Origin of the sequence: Xanthomarina gelatinilytica (assembly GCF_000348685.1) — a bacterium.
Lineage (GTDB): Bacteria > Bacteroidota > Bacteroidia > Flavobacteriales > Flavobacteriaceae > Xanthomarina > Xanthomarina gelatinilytica.
Map to the genome: position 1 here is coordinate 1 of NZ_ANLA01000009.1, position 18,159 is coordinate 18,159.

Genomic DNA, 18,159 nt, shown 5'->3' on the forward strand with positions numbered 1-18,159 from the left:
CCTAGGGTATTCACTTTTCTTAAGCCCATAAACTGGGTAAGGGTCCCAAATACAGGTTCTACCGTACTTTGGCGCTTGGCTTTCATATAACGCCCTTGTGAAATTGTATACTGGTACCCGAACACTTAACTGAAAATTGTTGAATAATTTCTCTTGATGATTCTTTTTTCCTTGCATTCCTAAAAATAAGAACTTTCAGGCAATTCTTGAAATTTTAAACTATATTTGAATAGTTGTGCAACAGGCACAACGTATATATTTTATTGCTAGGTTCTAGCCTACTTACGAATCCCGAAAGCTTTCGGGACGCGGATTTTCTATTCGGTTTTTATTTGTTAACTTAGTTGCTTAACCACGCAACAAACCATATACAAACACGTTGGCAATAATTATAAAACCATCATAAAATGAGAAATTTAATTCTATTTGTTTCTGCCCTATTCTTAGTTACTTCCTGCAACAAAACCAACAAAGAACCTGAATTGAAACCGACGGAATCAAAAACTATTGATATTCAAGCTGAATTAAATTCAATAGAAGAAACAAGAAGTGCTTTTCAGCTCGCAATAAAGGAGAAAAGATATGGAGACTTAGCTAAATATTCAACATCTGATCTTAAAGCTGTTTCACCAGGAAGTGAGGATTGGCTTGAGTATAAAAGGATTCGTGAAAAACCAATGGGAAAATTCAGTTATGACAGTATTAGAATGAGACCTCAAGAAACAATTATTGCAAGTGACTCAATAGCGTATGATTTTGGAACAAGTTCTGTATATTACACTAATGTGGAAGGTGATCCAGTAGAGCTAAAAGACACTTTTCTTGTCATTTTAAAAAAGGACAAGAGCGATGGTAAGTGGAAAATTCATAGAGAGGTCGCTTCTGCTGTTGTGGAATAGGCAAATAACTATTGCCAACAACGGTGACCGTTGTGCGTCATATAAGAAAAGTCCGAATGAACATAAAAATAGAATTGATTTACTTAATATTCATATTGACTCTGACCTTTTCTTGTTCTGAAAATAAGAAATCAAATAAAGAATTTAGTAAATCTGAATTTGTAAGGACTTTAGAAAACGATACCTTAAAATTCACTTCTGGTATACGTGCTATTTTTCAAGATAGCAAGGGTAATTATTGGCTTGGAAGTCATAACGAAGGTATTAGCCATTATGATGGAAAAACTTTTGAATACTTCACAACAAATGACGGTTTAGCAAGCAATCAAATTCGTTCAATTCAAGAAGATAAAAACGGAATAATTTGGATTGGAACTGCCAAAGGTGTGTGTAGTTACAATAGAGAAAACTTCACGAATTATTTAAGTGAGTCTAATTCCCCGAAATTTGATTGGAATGCTACAGATGGAAATTTATGGTTTTATGCAGGAGAAGAAGATGGAATAAACCGTTTTGATGGAATTAATATGAACTATCTAATTTTCCCAAAACCTAAAAATGATAATCCGAATAAATCTTATGGTGTTACAGATATCTCAAAAGATAAAGACGGTATAGTTTGGATTGCAACTTATTCAACATTGTTCAATTACGATGGCAAAACGACAAATATTTATGACCATAAAAACCTAAAACTTAAAGACAATGAAGTTTTACACATAAGAAGTGTATTAGCAGATTCAAAAGGTAGAATTTGGATAGGAAATAATGGAATTGGTGTAATCCTAAAAAGTGGAGATTTGACAATACACTTTTCGAAAGAACAAGGAAAATTAATTCCAATGAAAGAGTTTAAATCTAACATCCAAAACGGTCAAACAACCAAAAATACGGGACTTCAATCTGTTTTTGCAATTGAGGAAGATAATGAAGGGAATATTTGGTTTGCAGATAGAGATTCAGGAGTTTGGAAATATAATGGAGAGTCTTTGACAAACTTCACAATTGATGAAAAACTAAAATCCCAAATGATTTGGGATATATACTTGGATAAAAACAAAACCTTACTTTTTGGAATGGCAGATGGAGGAGTTTATAAGTTTAACGGAAAGTCATTTGATAAAAGGTTTTGAAAAATAAAATACGAACACACAACACCGTATCCTATGAAAAGCACTAGCCTAGTTCTTCAAAGTTAATATTTATTTTTTAATTATTTCATAATGTTGATTGTGTGGTGTTGAAATGTTAATAATTCCGATAGGATTATTAATATTTCAATGTCTTTAAATAACTTGCTCCGCATCCTATATGTGATCAACTCCATTGGTCGTCACCAGCATCTGTATGATTATAAATTATAATAAACCTGGCACTTGCTATAAATGTGTGATACCGCTTGAATTGGGTTCACCTACGGTGTTTTGTGATACAGGTTTTTTCTACTTTTTGTGAGCTTGGTTATTGGTTTAATTTATTATTTTTTATCATTCCACTACACCTATGGCGTATGGTATTTCTGTTTTAATGACTGCTAAGGCCCTGCTTAATAACTTGCGAGCTACCTTGACTATAATACTCTTTACGTTCTTACCTACATGCTTGCGGTAATAGGCCTGCATGACAGGATCTGTTCGTATGGCCTGCCATGACGCTTCTATAAAATAACTGCGCATTAACCGATGTGCTCGCATGGTAATTCCTGTATGTCTTTGGTTATCCCCACTTTGATGTACACCTGGTGCCAGACCGACATAGCCTGCCAGATGTTTTACGTTGTTAAATCGTCGTAAATCACCCAATTCGCAAATGATACCACAGGCTACTATACCACCTATACCCGGAATGCTGCGTAGCAGATAATAGTCTTTCTTATAATGTTTACGGCAATAGGCTCGAAGCTTTGTGGAAACATCTCTGAGCTCTTTATCTATAAACCTGAAACTGCGCATGCGACTATCAAGAGACTCTCGTGCTGTGCTATGGTCAAACTCGAGAGAATCCAACCAATATCTAAAGTTATGACTCCAGTGGTCATTATCAAACTCCTCTGGTACGCTCACGCCAAAATACAGTAATTGCATTTTTATATAACTCTTTATGCGCCTAAAGTCCTTTACCAAATCGTTACGCCTTCTAAAGAGGCTTCGCAGTTGTTCGCGTTCTACTTCTGGAACATGAACACCATCAAGACGACCATCCTTAAGCTCTCTGGCTATCAATTGCGCATCTATCTTATCTGTCTTGGTATAACGTTCCTTTCCCTTTCGGTGAATGTCTGCCGGATTCACAACCAATGAGCGCCATCCATAGCTCTCAAAACTACGATGTGCATAGTAACCACAGCAGCCCGCTTCGTAAGCGGTAGTAACTTCATGGTCTGGAAAATGTTTCTTAACATAGGTTTCCAACAATGCTGGCTTGGGTGGCATGGTAAATGATTTACCAGAAAAAAGATCGGTAGCGCAATGAATTTTCCAGCTACGTTTGTGGATGTCGATGCCAATGTATAACTTTGGTTGAGCAGTTTGTTCAGATTTCATATCTTAATCGTTTTGATGAACTTTAAAGATACTGGACTTTCTGCTTTTTCATGGATGCTATAATTTATTGCTAGTTCTAGCCTACTTACGAATCCCGAAAGCTTTCGGGACGCGGATTTTCTATTCGGTTTTTATTTGCTAAATTACGTGCTAAACCACGCAACAAACCATATACAAACACGTTGCCACACATTTAAGAAACACAACTTCAACTAATGAAATTTAAGCTTATAATATTTATAATAGCCCTACTCTCAACCAGTAATCATTTGTATGCCAATGACAGTATTTCAAAATACTTACTTTTTAAACCTCAAACAATCACTATCCAAAAAGGTTCTACAGCAATAAGTCAACGACAAATAGGTGATTTACAGGATTTCATAAATTCAAGTATCCAAGAATCTTCAGCTGGAAATTGGAAGTTAAAAACATCTGCCGAAACTATAGACATCTTTTTTGAAATAAATGCAGAAATGCTCCATTATGATGCTTATACCTTAGAAATCAGTAAATCGAAAATACATCTAAATGCTAAAAATTTAAATGCATTACGTTATGGTAAACAAAGCCTGTTGCAGTTATTGGAATTCGTAAGAATAGAAGACAAGCCACTTCCAAATATGATTATTGAAGATTGGGCCAATTTTCAAAAAAGGGGTTATATGCTGGACATAAGCAGGGATAAAGTTCCGACTATGAATAGCTTGTACTTTCTTATCGACCAATTGGCAGATTGGAGAATCAATGAATTACAGTTTTATACCGAACACACCTTTGCCTATAGAAACCATCAAAAAGTATGGGAAAATGCTAGTCCGTTAACAGCTCTTGAAATTCAAGCACTTGATGCTTATTGTTTAAAAAAGGGTATTGATTTAGTCCCAAATCAAAACTCCTTCGGACATATGGAAAATTGGTTGAAGCACGATGAATATTTGGATTTAAGCGAGTGCGAAACAGATTGTAAAACCATATGGGGTTCACGTAAACGTACGGCATTGGCACCAACAAATCCAAAATCCCTTGAATTGATGCAGGAATTATACACCGAATTACTGCCCAACTTCAGCAGTAAATATGCTAACATTGGTGGTGATGAAACTGTGGAGCTGGGACTCGGTAAATCAAAAAGTTTAAGCGAACAAATAGGCAAAGGCCAGGTTTACCTCGATTTCCTAAAAAAATTAAATGAAGAAATTATCAAAAACGGTAAACATACCCAGTTTTGGGGCGATATTGTTTTAAATCATCCCGAACTTATAAAAGATATCCCCAAAAATATGACGGCATTGGTTTGGGGCTACGATGCCACCTATCCGTTTGATAAAAATCTCGCTCCCTTTCAGGAGGCCAATTTGGATTTCTATGTATGTCCCGGGACTTCAAGTTGGCGTTCTGAAATTGGCAGAAACCACAATGCTTTTATCAATTTAAAGAATGCCGCCATTGAAGGAAAAAAATATAGACCCAAGGGCTACTTAATAACAGATTGGGGCGATTACGGACATTTTCAGCCTAAATCTGTGAGTTATGCTACTTTAGTTTTGGGAGCAAGCTACGCTTGGAACTATTCAGAAAAAACTTTGGATAATTTAGAATTTCTGTTGAACCACTATGTATTTAAGGATAAAACAGGTTACACTGCCAAAGCACTATTAACTTTAGGAAATGCCTATCTAAAAGCAGGTATCCCAGAAGGTAATGCCAATGTTTTTCATTTAATGATTCGCAGATATGCCTGGACCATGGATGGCCATTATCAAACCAAACATTTGAACGAAAATGGTCTTTTGGCTGCTAAACTAGAAATTGAAAAAGGATTAGAAGAGCTTCAAAAAGCAGAACCAACTTCTAAAGACGCCAAAATTATTTTAAAAGAAGTAAAACAGGCTTCCCATTTAGCACTTTTTGGTATCCATCTTGGATTGGAACGATTAAAAGCCAAAGATATGAAGACTGAAAACATTCCGAAAAAGACAAAGCAAAAGCTGGTTCTTGAATTGGAAGGTCTTATAGAACATCATACTGATATTTGGGTAGTAAGGAATCGGGAAGGTGGTTTGAGCGACTCTGTAAGTAAATTAGAAGATTTATTAAATTACTTGAAGAAATGACGGAAAAGGATAAAATGCTGAATGGAGAAAATTACAATTCCAGAGATTCGGAGTTGTTGAGAATGTACCACAAAGCCAGAAAGTTATTAAAAGAATACAACAATCTTGATTCTGAACTAACCCAAGAACGTGAGCGGATTTTAAACCACCTTTTTGAATTTAAGGGAAAAGGGGTTTGGATAGAAACACCTTTTTTTTGCGATTATGGAGAAAACATCTCCATCGGAGAGAACACCTTTGTCAACACCAATTGTATGTTTTTGGACAATAATAAAATTAGCATCGGAAAAAATGGATTGATTGCACCTTATGTTCAAATATATACTGCGACTCATCCACTAAAGGCATCTGAGCGAATAATTGGAAACAGAAACGAAACTCGCTACCTGACTTCAACAAAACCTGTTACTATTGGCGACAATGTTTGGATTGGCGGGAATTCTGTGATTTTTCCTGGCGTAACTATTGGAAACAATGTAACAATTGGAGCAGGTAGTATAGTCACAAAAAGTATACCTGACAATGTCTTAGCCTATGGAAATCCTTGTGAAGTGAAAAAAGAATTAAAATAAAAACGTGTGGCAACAATGGTAACCGTTGCACAACCCCATGATTTTATAAAAACATGACACAAAAACGCCCATTTTAAGGGCGTTTGTTATTTTTTACTAGCTGTTACAATGTAAATTGAAGTTGATGATATGGGCTTAAAATGACGTTTATAACAGCCTTAAAACGGTAAAAAACGAAGCGTAGACTTGCCGCCCCACTTTTTGTGCGTTTTTGGGTGAATTTCAAGTACTCCTGCCTGCCGGCAGGCAGGTTTTTAAGTTATAAGCAATGGCCGAGAGATGCATACATTTATTGGCCTGTTTAATACCTAGGGTATTCACTTTTCTTAAGCCCATAAACTGGGTAAGGGTCCCAAATACAGGTTCTACCGTACTTTGGCGCTTGGCTTTCATATAAGGCCTTGTGAAATTGTATACCGGTACCCGAACACTTAACTGAAAATTGTAGAATAATTTCTCTTGCTAATTCTTTTTTCCTTGCATTCCTATAAAATAAGAACTTTCAGGCAATTCTTGAAATTTTAAACTATATTTGAATAGTTGTGCAACAGGCACAACGTATATAATTTATTGCTAGTTCTTGCCTACTTACGAAAATATCGTTTTCAATTAAAAAAGCGAGATATTGGGATGCTGTGAACAATATGCAAAGTGGTGAACCAAAACGACATGCGGATTTATATGTTTTTTGACATTTAAAACATACTGACCAAACGACAATCGACCCACTAAAAATGGAACAATGGGATTTTTATATATTACAGACTTTTCGCCTTGACAATTATGAAAGAAGTCAAAGTTCAATAACTATAAATTCCATGCGAAAATTAACAGAACCAAAAAAATACTCTGAACTGAGAACTGAAATAGAAAAAGCATATAAAAAACAAAAAACGTTTGTTAACAATGAACTGAGTTAAAAAAACGAAATTTCTCCATGTATAATAGACAAATCACAACTGCTTAATAACAGTAGTCACAATCCCCCAAATAACCAAGTCATTATCCTTAGTCACTTTAATAGGTTCGTAGTTTTTATTCTCAGCAATTAGCCAAACAACATCCTTTTCAATACTGATGCGTTTTACTGTAAACTCACCATCAATAAAGCATACTGCTATTTTATTGTTTGTAGGCTCCAAACTTTTATCTATAATGAGCAAATCGCCATCGTGAATACCGGCATCTTTCATAGAATCACCTCGGACTCGACCATAAAATGTGGTGCTCGGGTTCTTAATAAGGTGCTTGTTTAAATCTATGTTTATATCCAAGAAATCATCTGCTGGGGATGGAAACCCTGCACTGATGCCATTTACAACATAAGGCAGCTCAAGTTCTGAAGACACATCAGCTTGAAAAAAGGTGATTGTTGGTGTACTGTATAATTTCCTGACTTGCATAGTGCAAAGTTAAGTCATGTACTTGTTGAATAGAAATATGTTTTAAAAAATATATCACTTAATTCATCTTTTTTTGATAATTTAAAGAAACCCCCTCAAATAAACCTGAAGATTCCTCTTGTTTAGCTATAGTCTTTTTTAAGTGATTTCTGTAATAAAGCAAATCTCCATGTTCAAGCAGCTCCACATCAGAAACTTTATGTTCAAGAATCATTTGTTTAAGGCTTTGTTTATCAAGGGAACTATAATCACTTAAATAATCAGACATGATGAGCAAAAGATTCATTTCTTTCTTTAAAGTTTCTCTTGCCAATTCATGACCTTCTTTTAAAGTGGCTTCAATCATTGTTTCAACCTCTTCATAATCATGAAAACTACTATTGTTATTTGGATCTAAATCATAATAAAGTGGCAATTTTCCTAAACCATGTGTTTTATACATATTACTTAAGAATTTTGTTGCTAATTGCACATCACTTGATGATCCTGCAGTAATATTGTCTTTACCAAAAATCAATTCTTCGGCAACTTGACCTCCCAAATAAAACGCCACACGACAAACAATTTCCTTTTTTGATAAATAGTTCCATGGAAATTTTGTGTAAGTAAAACCATTGCTATCATTATTGGTTGTTACTGAACATATATGTTCTGGAACTGTTCTTAATAAAATTGCTGAAATAATGGCATGCCCACTTTCATGCACAGCCGTTATAGCCTGTAGGTCATCTTTTTTAGGTTTTCTAATGTCCTCAAGTGGTGTTAAAATTGCAGTAGCCTGTTGGTGCAATACCTTCCTTTTAAAAATATAGTTACAAACAAGTTCTTTATCTTTTACGAAAAAAGTAAGTTTTGAAACCCTAATATCTTGAATTAAAATTTCAGTAAAAAACAAGGATAGATTTGTTTTTATTACATAGTTTATAGTAGTAAGCAAAGGCCTAACTCCTTGAGTTGGAAAAACACCCTCTTTATAAATTAAATCTATTACAGAGCTTTCAAATTCAATCTTTAGACCTAGATGCGCACTTGTTTTTTCAGCTATCTTTTGTAATTCTCTTGAGATTATAGTTCTATACGCTTCCTTATTAAGGGATGGGTAAATAATATGAATATTACCCAATCGTGAAATTTGTTCCTTTCTAAACCTATTGGCCAAAGCATTCTTGATTTGAGGAATTGTGATTTTTAATGAAGACTCATAAAAAACGTCTGCATTTACATCTGCAGTTAAACTTTGGCTCATTGAATATGCCTCGTCCAAGTTTCCTATAACAAAAATAAGCGACTTTGTGAAGTTTTTGATTTTTGGTTTTTTTGCTATTTTAATAACCTTTTTTAAAAACATTAATGTTTCAGGTCCATTTAATTTTAAAAGATGATTTTCAATATCTTTTAGTAAAAAAAATCCAAAAGAGTCTCCAGCTAATTCAAGAATAGAAGGATACATTAATTTTTTAATTAACAAATTGTCATTTGTAGTGTCATTCCAGTTACGCTCTTTTTCAAATTCAGCTTTAAACGCTTCAAGCCCTTTAGTTATTCTACCATATTCCACTACTATTGAAGTATTGAGCAAATATGTTAATTTCTTAACATATCCCATCAAATCATATAAATCAGTATAATATTGATAATATTCTATCTTACCGGAATCAATTAGGTCCCATACTCTTCTGTTTTCTCCACTTTCCACTTCTTCCCTCGCTAAACCTTTTAATGTGCGATTGTGCTGAAATTCATCTAAAACAACAATCAAAGCCTCATGCTCATTCTTTTCACATAAATCTTCTATGCCACTTCTAAAAGAATAATTACCGCTTTTTGACCCAAGATCAAATCGAAACAAACGATCATCATAATCTAACAGCTCTGCCAACCTTAATACCAAGGACGTTTTTCCAACTCCAGTTAATCCCCAAAGATTAATTACCAAAGGTCTATTTTGATATTCATTTAAAACGTACCATGAACGTGTGTTGTTTATCAAATCATCTATAGCCTTGTCAATTCCAAAAAATTCTTTTTTTAAGATATTGCCTGCCTCTTCCAGTTGTTTTTGCTTACTTATAAATTCTAACCTTATGGCTTCTAATTTTGCACTCATAATTATGGGTTTTAAAGATTATGTCACAAATCAACAAAAGAAGATCGTCAATTCATGGCGAACCAAGAAAATATACCTATATTTAGTACATCGTCATGTATTGACACTCAAACTCTATAATTTTATAAAAATGTCTAAATACCATATTTCACGACGCTTACAGTTTGTTATTCAGTTTATTTACGATGAAACATACGCTTCTAAAGAAGACATTTTAGCATTTTTAGAAGATAAGGACTTTAATATCTCACCTCGAACCCTTGAGCGTGATTTTGAAAAAATAAAAGCCGATTTTGGCATTGAATTAACCTATAGCAAACAACATAATGGGTATTATATAGACGAAGAAAAGAGCGTAAAAGTAGCGTCGTTTTTTAAGTTTTTGGAGCTTGTATCTTTGGCTGATGTGTTTAGTGATGGATTAAAAAGCAACTCTAACACTTTGGACTATGTTCAGTTTGACGATTCATCCAACCTAAAAGGACTGAATAATTTAGAACCTATTTTAATGGCTATAAAACAGGAACGCGATATAAAATTTACACACCATAACTTTTATTTTAAAACCTATAAAGAGAAACGTATTACACCATTGATTGTTAAAGAATATATTAACCGTTGGTTTGTTATTGGTGTTCCCAATGGCGAAAATGAGATTAGAACTTATGGTATTGAGCGCATTTCAAATATAAAACTCGGTAAATTATCAGCCATAGACCGTATGCCATATGTAAAACAAACCAAACGCTTTAAAAATATTATAGGCTTACGTTATACAAATGATAAACCAGAACACATTGTACTTAAAGTAACCGACTTGCATCTAAAATACTTGGAAAGCCTGCCCTTACACCATTCACAAAAAACAGAGTCGCATCCAGAGGATGGTTTTGCGATAGTGACTTATGATTTAATCCCGAATTACGAGTTTATCATTGAAATATTAAAAATGAGTATTGAAACAGAAGTGTTAGAGCCTCAATGGTTTCGGGAACGTATTAAGAAAGAAGTAGCACAGATTTATGAAAAATATACCACATGAAACCAAGATATTTAACCAAATCCAGATTTAAATTAGCTCTAGACTGTCCTACAAAACTGTTTTACACAAGTAAAGATATTTATAAAAACCAAAGTGAAACCGATTCTTTTTTAGAAGGTTTAGCCCAAGGTGGATTCCAGGTTGAAGAATTAGCCAGGATGTATTATCCAGAAGGCATGGCCATTTTAGGCAACGATTGGAATTATAACTTATTGGCTCAAAAAACAACCGATTTATTACAACAAGAAAACGTAGTTATTTTTGAAGCGGCTTTTTTATTTGAAGGTTTGTTCATTCGTGTAGATATTTTAGAAAAGAAAGGAAATCAAATAAACCTCATCGAGGTCAAAGCAAAATCAATAAGTAGTGACAATCATCAATCCTTCTTTAATAAAAATGGTACGCTATCGGGAGGCTGGACTCCATACCTGTATGATATTGCTTTTCAAAAACATGTGATGCAATTATGTTTCCCAAAATGGGAAATTAATCCCTTTTTGAATTTAGTGGATAAAGATGCTACCGCAACAGTCGATGGGTTAAATCAGTTATTTAAGGTAGACACGTCTTCTGAAAATCGAACAGGAATTATAAAAAAAGAAGGGATCACTAAAGCCGATTTAGGCGATTCAATTCTTACAACCATTTCAGTTCAAGAAGAAGTCGATTATATTTTAACACATAATCCACATGACGATTCCAAGTCGTTCGCCGAATTAATCGCATATTTTTTAGAAGCCTATAAGACTGACATGAAAATAAAAAATACCATTGGCTCCCAATGTAAAACTTGCGAATTTTATTCTGAAGATATCTCCAAAACCATCAAAAGTGGTTTTCATGAATGCTGGCAAGAGCAATTACAAGTATCACATAAAACCATTAATAAGCCTAAAACTTATGATGTTTGGTACAATCCAGCCAGTAAAGCCATGGATGAGGGACGCTTTTTTATGAACCAACTCACTGAAGATGATTTAAACATCAAACCTGAAGCTGGAAAATTAAGCCGTAGCGAAAGACAATGGTTACAGATCGAAAAAGAAATCAATCAAGACCCTACACCTTTCATTGATGTTGAAAATTTAAGACAGGAGTTAAACGCTTGGAAATTCCCTTTAAACTTTATTGACTTTGAAACAACAGCTGTTGCTATCCCTTTTTTAAAGAATTTACATCCTTATGAACAATTGGCATTTCAGTTTTCCCATCACATAGTTTATGAAGATGGACGTGTGGAACATGTTAATGAATATCTTAATACGGAAATTGGGGAATTTCCAAACTTCAATTTTATCAGAGCTTTAAAAACGGCTCTTTCTGCAAATACAGGGAGTATCTTTAGGTATCACAATCATGAAAATATCATTGTAAATGTTATTTACAAACAACTATCTCAATCTAATGAACCTGATAAAAACGAATTAATGGAGTTTATTAAATCCATAAGCCATAGTACCAATAGTAGTTCAGAAAATTGGTGCGGAGATAGGGATATGATAGATTTGCAACGCACAATTGTTAATTATTACTTTCATCCTATTACGGGAGGCTCAAATTCCATTAAAGCCATTCTGCCAGCTGTATTGTATTCCAGCACCTTCCTTCAAAAAAAATACTCTAAGACTGTCCAAGCAATAAATGTAACCAGCAAAAACTTTAATAACGATCATGTGTTCTTAAAAATGGAAAACGGTTCGGTGGTCAGTCCATATAAAAACTTACCTCCTATTTTCGATGGTTTCGATTATGACACTTTAGAAGAAGCTGCAGAACATGCGTCTAAATCGGTTCCAGAAATTGCAGATGGTGGAGCTGCTTTATTTGCTTATGGCAAATTACAATTCCCAGATGTAACTAAAGAAGAACGAGAAGCAATCAATCAAGGCCTTTTACGCTATTGTGAATTAGACACCTTGGCCATGGTTATGATTTATGAATATTTTAAAGACATTACAAAACAATGAACATATTATACTTACACGGATTAAATGGTAGTTTAAAACCAAAAAAACGCAACATACTTGAAGCTTATGGAACTGTTTTTGCGCCTTCTATTGACTATCAGAATAATCCTAATGCTATTCTATGGCTTTACGATTCTTATAAAAACAAAGATATTGATATAGTAATAGGGAGCAGCATGGGTGGATTTGCTGGGTTTCACCTTAGTAAACTGATGCAAATACCAGCACTACTTTTTAATCCTGCTCTAGCTGCCAGATCAGTTGAACAACAAACACCTAATACACCTTCTAATAATGGAAGTACTATTTCTATGGTACTAGGTGCAAAAGATACTGTTATAGACCCCAAAGGCACACTCCATTACATTGGCGAGCATCTTAATGCAGGACAGCCTATTGATATTAAAATCCATCCATATTTAGAACATAGAATCCCTGTTGCTGTTTTTGAGGAGGCTGTTGATTTGTTTATGAAAAGATTTATATAACAACCCTATATTAATAATCGAGTCTATATTAACAAATCTACTAAACTTTGATATTGTTCTGGCTCACCAATTTCTTCAAAATATTGCTCCACAATATAAGGAGGGAATCCTCTTATTTTTGAATACGACAAGTTTGATACGCTTAAAAATTCTTTAAATTCTGGTGTTTCTTTAATTTGAAAACTCAATTTTTTATGATGCATACCTGGTAGTCTTGCTAAATCTTTTTTCTTAATAGGATGCAAAATTTTCCATTTTTTATCTGTCCATTTACTCATAGCGATTATTAAATCACCCATAGTAGGCTCTTTTGGCAAATCTAAATATTTTTGATATTTACTTTTAAAAGTATTTCTAGTTGTACCAAAAAACTTATAGACATACTCATTATCAACTATTTCAGGAACAAACTTGTCTATAGTCTGGGCTATTTCTTCAATTGAAATCGATTTATGAGGTCGATTCGGCGAAATAACCAACCAATTAGACATATACATAGCGTAAATTAAAGCATTTCTAGTAGAATTGAAACTATCTCCATATACAACACCAAGTAGAAAAACCGAAAGCATATGCCCTCGGTTTTTCCAACGGTGTCCAGGTTGTAATAAAACCTGCTCAAACTCTTTTAAAGAAAGGTGTTTTCTCTTTGGCACTTCTTTATTTAGATTTTGAGTTTCTTACATGTGACCATGAGTTACTATAATGGCGCACGCTACTACGACCCTAAAACCAGTATTTGGTTAAGTGTGGAAAAAACAGCAATATGAGACAATTCTTAATGAGTATATTCATGAAAATCCTATAATTATATTGGGAGAGCCTTTCGAAAACAACGGAGACACCACAAGTAAAAGAATGTTTGCTCACCCTTCTTATCATGCTTTCTTTAATAAAAATGATGAAGAAACAATATTAATACTGAAATTAGTAGCTCATTATACAGATTTAAATATTAACATTTCTAACAACAATATTGATTCGTTAGTCTTTGAAAATCAAAAAGCTAAAGGCTGGTATAAGTATAAATGGAACCCAATTATTGTTTTTGATTCAGAAAATGTTAGTAGTGAATATATTTCTAATAAATTAACACACAAAATACCTGATAGTTTAAAACTGCAAGAAATCAGTAATCATATTGACACCCCAAGTAAAGTGTATTTTTTAAATCTGTAAAATTGAATCAAATTAAGAAATACAAAAATAGTTGAAGATCAAAAAAAAAATTAATACTCCTGTATATGGTCACGAACACCTACGTTTAAATAGCTCCATAGACAATTATATTTAATAAACTAAACACCAATAATCATGCATACAATACTATATAAGCACACACAGCAGTAAAACAGTATACTTCTGGAGGCACCACCATAAAGAAGCCTTAAACATTTGATAACAAATGATTTAGGGCTTTTTTGGTTTTTGGAGTGTACAACTAAATGCTCCATCTACATTCATATCTACATCAGCAATTCCAACCATACCAAATTCATTATTAATTGCCCATTGAAAAGAATAAAACTGATCTAATGTATTGGGCTTAATCATACAAATAAAATTAGGCTCAATAAATTCAATCCAATTATCTTTACTTAACTTATTAACCAATTGAATAGTTTCAGCAGTATTCAAATTAGTATTCATTAAATAAATGTCTCTTAAAACTTTACACACTTAGTGAGATACTACCCATAAATTAAGCGTAGCTTTCTCTTCATAATAAACCTCTATACAGTAACCACTACTTTGGCTTGTGTACCACCAGACTTTCCTTTTGTTATTTTAAAATTACCGCCTATTGATTTTAATCGCTTGGTAATACTGTACAAGCCTTGATTTCCGGTATCGTTAGTATCTTCATAGCCTATGCCGTCATCGGATATTTCAATCTGTAAACCGTTTGGACTGTTGCTAAATATAATTTCTGCACTTTGTGCCTGCGAGTGTTTGATGATATTATTGACTAATTCCTGTATGATTCTAAAAAGCATCAGCTGTAATTGTGGGGCAATCTCTTGAACATTACTATTATTATCAGTTACTGAAATAGTTACCAATTTGGTTTCATTGATTTCTGAAGCAAAATGTGAGGTGGCTTTTATCAATCCTTCTTTTTCCAATACGGTGGGAAGAAGATTGTGTGCAATATACCGTACATCAGCGTGTGTATTTTCTAAAATCGATTTTACTTTAGAAAGCTGTTCCACCTGTTTTTCCTGTGGAAGGTGCGGTATAGACTCAAGGCTCATTTTGGCCGCACCAATCATTGCGGCTACGCCATCGTGCAATTCTTGTGAAATACGTTTTCGTTCCCGTTCTTCACCCAAAATAAAGGAGTTTAAAATGGCATTTTCCTTTTCTTGCTGTAATTGTTTTAGTTTTAGTTTTTGTGCTTTTCGGGTGTAGATAAAAATACCGCCAAAGATGACAACAAATAAAGCTCCGCCTAAAATAGCATATAATAAATTTGACTGTTGCTTCTGGATTTTTAGTTTTTGCTCTGCTATTTGTTTCTCTTTCTTTTCGGTTTCGTATTTGGTGTTTATTTCATTAATTTCCCTTGCATTTTCGGCAGAAGAAATAGAGTCTTTAAAGATTGAATAAGTATGGTAAAAATCCGCAGACTTCTCTTTTTTCCCCAGGTTGAAATAAATAGTTGCCGCTGTGTAAGAAGCTTTGGTTAACGTAAGGTTGTCTCCAACTTCTTCCGCGAAATTTACAGCCTGCTCGGCATAGTTTAATGCTTTTTTGCCTTCTCCAAGCTTGTCCAAAGCATCAGAATATCTGTAATAGGCTGAAGCCATATGTAACTTATCGCCCAGTTCGTCGGAATATTTTACGGATTCTTCGGCATATTTCGATGCTTTGTTGAGGTCTTTCTCAAGTAAGGATAAAGTTATTGATGCCTGTGTTTTTGCCACCAAATCATTGGAAAGTTCAGACAGTTTCAAGGCTTTTTCTGACCATTCAATGGCATTTATTGTGTCTTTTTTATGGTAATATCCGAGTGCCAAATTGCTAGCTATAGTAGCAATGAATTTTTTGTCTTGATTTTCCTCCAGTAATTTATAGGACTTTAATAAGTACTCAATTTGTTTATCGTCATTTCCGGTCTCGCCAAGCAGTGTCGCTATATTAGAATACAAATAACCCAAATGCAACGGATTTCCTCCATTTTCCAATATGGTCGCAATTTTAAGGTAATAATCCAATGCTGTATTTAATTCTCCTCTGAAATAATGGCAATTGGCCAAAAGATTATAAGAATCTACATCTCTTCGTTGTTTTTCGTTAGGGTTTGGGTTTTTAATAGCCAATTGGCTATATACCATTGTAGAATCCAGTTCCTGACGGCTCCAAAAATAAAAAGCTTTCCGATTGTATAAATAGTCTAAAAACGGAACCTTTTCCTGTTTTCCTTTGGCAATGATTTTATCTAATATTTGAATGCAGTTTTGTTCTTTATGCTCTATGCAACTGTCAAAATCGTTGAATAGTCCCTTAAACTCCGACCCCACGTCAACAATTTTATCACGGTTTTGTGCATTGGCATTGATTAATAGCATTAATAGCAAAGTAAAAATGAATATTGTTCTCATATAATTTGTTTTAAGCGCTTACCAAACCTTGCATAATGGCTTTTTTTACCATTCCGGCAATGTTTTTCACTTCGAGTTTCAGCATAATGTTTCCACGATGCGTTTCTATTGTTTTTTCGGACAGGCAGAGCTGCTCCGCTATTTCTTTGGTGGTATTCTCCTGTACAATCAACTGTAAAACCTCTTTTTCCCTTTCTGTTAAGGCTACCTTATTTTTTGAGGTATTCATTTCAAAAAACGCTTGCTTGGTTTTAGGGCTAAAATATTTTTCGTTGTTTGTTACAGCTTTCAAGGCTTTTTCTATATCGTCCCTGCCGTCAATTTTTAACAGATAACCTTCAAATCCCGCATTTACAGAAGACTTAATGGTTTCGGAATCAGAATGGCTGGTCAGGGCTATAATTTTCATCTTGGGCATTAGTTGCCTGATTTCCTGAATGATTTCCCTGCCGTCATGTTTGCCAAAGTGAATGTCTAACAGTAAAACGTCAAAACTTTCTTTTTCCAAAACATCTTTGAGTTCCATATAATTTAATACGCTTTGCGTTTTTTCCACAAATTCAAAAGTAGATAGAAGCACCTCTAAACCTTCCAATACAAGAAAATGGTCGTCTGCAAGTAAAATTTTCATCATGATTAGCTAGTGTTAAAACCGTAGAATGCTAAAGATACTATTTTATAGCAGAACCCACGTTTTTTTGCTAGTTTTTATCCCCCTTCGCCAGCTGGCAGAGGAGTTAGGGGAGAATCTTTAATTTTCAATTGTCTGAACAGGGATTCAAATCCCCATCCACAGACTTTGACCACGCCTCAGACCTGTTTTAGGAGACCTCTACGCTTACTTTTTTTAATCCCCTTCAAACTAATGATCTAAATATATAGAATTTGCCCTGAATGCTTCCTCGAGAGGGACTAATGCGCCGTTTTTCCAGTATTTGGCAATCGAACCGCTTCCAGTAGATTGATATCCAACAGCGTACACTTCTCCGTTTAATACGTATATAGAAATTATGCCCCATCTGTGGTTCCATCCGTTAGATCTACCGCTACGCCGTTTTTCCAGTACAAAGCAATCGCTTTACCATCTTCATTATCTCGCTATCGCTATAGCCCTCTTTTTTGGCTATCACCTTATAGGTGCCTGCTTCTTCAAAGGTGTGGCTTGTTCCGCTTATCTTGGTTTTGCCGATATAGATATCGGCATCCATCACTTTGCCTTCGGCTTTGACGTCAAAAGTCACGGTGTCGTCTTTATCGATTTCCCTAGCCGATGCGGTAAGCAGGAATTCTGGTTTTTCTGTTGGGTCGGGTTCATTTCTCGGTTCTTTCTCTTTGCAGCACGCAAAAAACAGGAGTGCGCTGCACAATAACATTCCTGCGTATTTGATGTATGTAGAAATTTGTGTTTCCATGGTT

At 34.5% G+C, this 18,159-nt stretch carries 16 protein-coding genes and 1 pseudogene; 8 read left to right on the forward strand and 9 right to left on the reverse strand.

The genetic code is table 11. From position 1 onward, the window contains the following. Positions 1-407: 407 nt before the first annotated feature. On the forward strand, positions 408-899 hold the full coding sequence (locus D778_RS06295) for a YybH family protein (RefSeq protein WP_040491698.1): 492 nt from the start codon (positions 408-410) through the stop codon (positions 897-899). A 56-nt stretch (positions 900-955) separates the two neighbouring features. Further along, positions 956-2,032 carry a ligand-binding sensor domain-containing protein gene (locus D778_RS06300; RefSeq protein ID WP_007648829.1) on the forward strand — a complete coding sequence of 359 codons (1,077 nt, stop codon included), beginning with the start codon at positions 956-958 and terminating at the stop codon, positions 2,030-2,032. Between the two features lie 354 nt (positions 2,033-2,386). Here the strand turns inward: D778_RS06300 and D778_RS06305 are convergent, their stop codons facing one another. After that, positions 2,387-3,442: an IS110 family RNA-guided transposase gene (locus D778_RS06305; protein ID WP_007648831.1), complete on the reverse strand. Its 1,056-nt coding sequence runs from the start codon at positions 3,440-3,442 to the stop codon at positions 2,387-2,389. A gap of 215 nt (positions 3,443-3,657) precedes the next feature. Here D778_RS06305 and D778_RS06310 point away from each other — a divergent pair, with 215 nt between their 5' ends. Next, a complete protein-coding gene (locus D778_RS06310) occupies positions 3,658-5,559 on the forward strand; it encodes a beta-N-acetylhexosaminidase (protein WP_155949899.1) in 1,902 nt (633 codons plus the stop codon). Further along, positions 5,556-6,131 carry a sugar O-acetyltransferase gene (locus D778_RS06315; protein ID WP_007648834.1) on the forward strand — a complete coding sequence of 192 codons (576 nt, stop codon included), beginning with the start codon at positions 5,556-5,558 and terminating at the stop codon, positions 6,129-6,131. The genes D778_RS06310 and D778_RS06315 overlap by 4 nt, the downstream gene beginning before the upstream one ends. Before the next feature lie 103 nt (positions 6,132-6,234). On the opposite strand, the pseudogene D778_RS14900 reads toward D778_RS06315, so the two are convergent. The 3 genes and pseudogenes from D778_RS14900 to D778_RS06330 all read right to left on the reverse strand — a co-directional run. After that, a pseudogene (locus D778_RS14900) lies at positions 6,235-6,527 on the reverse strand (transposase); the annotation flags it as partial. Between the two features lie 557 nt (positions 6,528-7,084). Next, positions 7,085-7,534 carry a LexA family protein gene (locus D778_RS06325; RefSeq protein ID WP_007648838.1) on the reverse strand — a complete coding sequence of 150 codons (450 nt, stop codon included), beginning with the start codon at positions 7,532-7,534 and terminating at the stop codon, positions 7,085-7,087. 58 nt (positions 7,535-7,592) lie between these two features. After that, positions 7,593-9,641 (reverse strand): ATP-dependent metalloprotease, encoded by a 2,049-nt coding sequence (locus D778_RS06330; protein WP_007648840.1) that lies wholly within the window; start codon positions 9,639-9,641, stop codon positions 7,593-7,595. A gap of 130 nt (positions 9,642-9,771) precedes the next feature. On the opposite strand from D778_RS06330, the gene D778_RS06335 reads away from it, so the two are divergent. From D778_RS06335 to D778_RS06345, 3 genes are read left to right on the forward strand one after another with little or no spacing between them, the layout of a single operon-like run. After that, entirely contained in the window at positions 9,772-10,683 is a 912-nt protein-coding gene (locus tag D778_RS06335; protein ID WP_007648842.1) for a helix-turn-helix transcriptional regulator, read from the forward strand. After that, positions 10,680-12,650, forward strand: a complete 1,971-nt coding sequence (locus D778_RS06340; protein WP_007648844.1) for a DUF2779 domain-containing protein — start codon at positions 10,680-10,682, stop codon at positions 12,648-12,650. Before D778_RS06335 ends, D778_RS06340 begins: the two co-directional genes overlap by 4 nt. Then, a complete protein-coding gene (locus tag D778_RS06345) occupies positions 12,647-13,138 on the forward strand; it encodes a YqiA/YcfP family alpha/beta fold hydrolase (RefSeq protein ID WP_007648846.1) in 492 nt (163 codons plus the stop codon). Before D778_RS06340 ends, D778_RS06345 begins: the two co-directional genes overlap by 4 nt. 23 nt (positions 13,139-13,161) lie before the next feature. Here D778_RS06345 and D778_RS06350 read toward each other — a convergent pair whose 3' ends face one another. Further along, positions 13,162-13,794, reverse strand: a complete 633-nt coding sequence (locus D778_RS06350; RefSeq protein ID WP_007648848.1) for a hypothetical protein — start codon at positions 13,792-13,794, stop codon at positions 13,162-13,164. 91 nt (positions 13,795-13,885) lie between these two features. Here D778_RS06350 and D778_RS06355 point away from each other — a divergent pair, with 91 nt between their 5' ends. Beyond that, positions 13,886-14,317, forward strand: a complete 432-nt coding sequence (locus D778_RS06355) for a hypothetical protein (RefSeq protein WP_040491703.1) — start codon at positions 13,886-13,888, stop codon at positions 14,315-14,317. A gap of 231 nt (positions 14,318-14,548) precedes the next feature. Here the strand turns inward: D778_RS06355 and D778_RS06360 are convergent, their stop codons facing one another. The 4 genes from D778_RS06360 to D778_RS06375 form a co-directional block, all read right to left on the reverse strand. Then, positions 14,549-14,788, reverse strand: coding sequence for a hypothetical protein (locus D778_RS06360; protein ID WP_040491705.1), 240 nt, complete (start codon positions 14,786-14,788; stop codon positions 14,549-14,551). Between the two features lie 83 nt (positions 14,789-14,871). After that, positions 14,872-16,743: a tetratricopeptide repeat-containing sensor histidine kinase gene (locus D778_RS06365; RefSeq protein ID WP_081602623.1), complete on the reverse strand. Its 1,872-nt coding sequence runs from the start codon at positions 16,741-16,743 to the stop codon at positions 14,872-14,874. A 10-nt stretch (positions 16,744-16,753) separates the two neighbouring features. Next, positions 16,754-17,377, reverse strand: coding sequence for a response regulator (locus D778_RS06370; protein ID WP_007648854.1), 624 nt, complete (start codon positions 17,375-17,377; stop codon positions 16,754-16,756). A 412-nt stretch (positions 17,378-17,789) separates the two neighbouring features. Then, entirely contained in the window at positions 17,790-18,155 is a 366-nt protein-coding gene (locus D778_RS06375; protein WP_040491707.1) for a hypothetical protein, read from the reverse strand. Between the last annotated feature and the right edge of the window lie 4 nt (positions 18,156-18,159).

Excerpts from the sequence above, each read along its gene's own strand:
- D778_RS06295 (WP_040491698.1), top strand. The coding sequence starts at position 408 with ATGAGAAATTTAATTCTATTTGTTTCTGCCCTATTCTTAGTTACTTCC.
- D778_RS06300 (WP_007648829.1), top strand. The coding sequence starts at position 956 with ATGAACATAAAAATAGAATTGATTTACTTAATATTCATATTGACTCTG.
- D778_RS06305 (WP_007648831.1), bottom strand. The coding sequence starts at position 3,442 with ATGAAATCTGAACAAACTGCTCAACCAAAGTTATACATTGGCATCGAC.
- D778_RS06310 (WP_155949899.1), top strand. The coding sequence starts at position 3,658 with ATGAAATTTAAGCTTATAATATTTATAATAGCCCTACTCTCAACCAGT.
- D778_RS06315 (WP_007648834.1), top strand. The coding sequence starts at position 5,556 with ATGACGGAAAAGGATAAAATGCTGAATGGAGAAAATTACAATTCCAGA.
- D778_RS06325 (WP_007648838.1), bottom strand. The coding sequence starts at position 7,534 with ATGCAAGTCAGGAAATTATACAGTACACCAACAATCACCTTTTTTCAA.
- D778_RS06330 (WP_007648840.1), bottom strand. The coding sequence starts at position 9,641 with ATGAGTGCAAAATTAGAAGCCATAAGGTTAGAATTTATAAGTAAGCAA.
- D778_RS06335 (WP_007648842.1), top strand. The coding sequence starts at position 9,772 with ATGTCTAAATACCATATTTCACGACGCTTACAGTTTGTTATTCAGTTT.
- D778_RS06340 (WP_007648844.1), top strand. The coding sequence starts at position 10,680 with ATGAAACCAAGATATTTAACCAAATCCAGATTTAAATTAGCTCTAGAC.
- D778_RS06345 (WP_007648846.1), top strand. The coding sequence starts at position 12,647 with ATGAACATATTATACTTACACGGATTAAATGGTAGTTTAAAACCAAAA.
- D778_RS06360 (WP_040491705.1), bottom strand. The coding sequence starts at position 14,788 with ATGAATACTAATTTGAATACTGCTGAAACTATTCAATTGGTTAATAAG.
- D778_RS06365 (WP_081602623.1), bottom strand. The coding sequence starts at position 16,743 with ATGAGAACAATATTCATTTTTACTTTGCTATTAATGCTATTAATCAAT.
- D778_RS06370 (WP_007648854.1), bottom strand. The coding sequence starts at position 17,377 with ATGATGAAAATTTTACTTGCAGACGACCATTTTCTTGTATTGGAAGGT.
- D778_RS06375 (WP_040491707.1), bottom strand. The coding sequence starts at position 18,155 with ATGGAAACACAAATTTCTACATACATCAAATACGCAGGAATGTTATTG.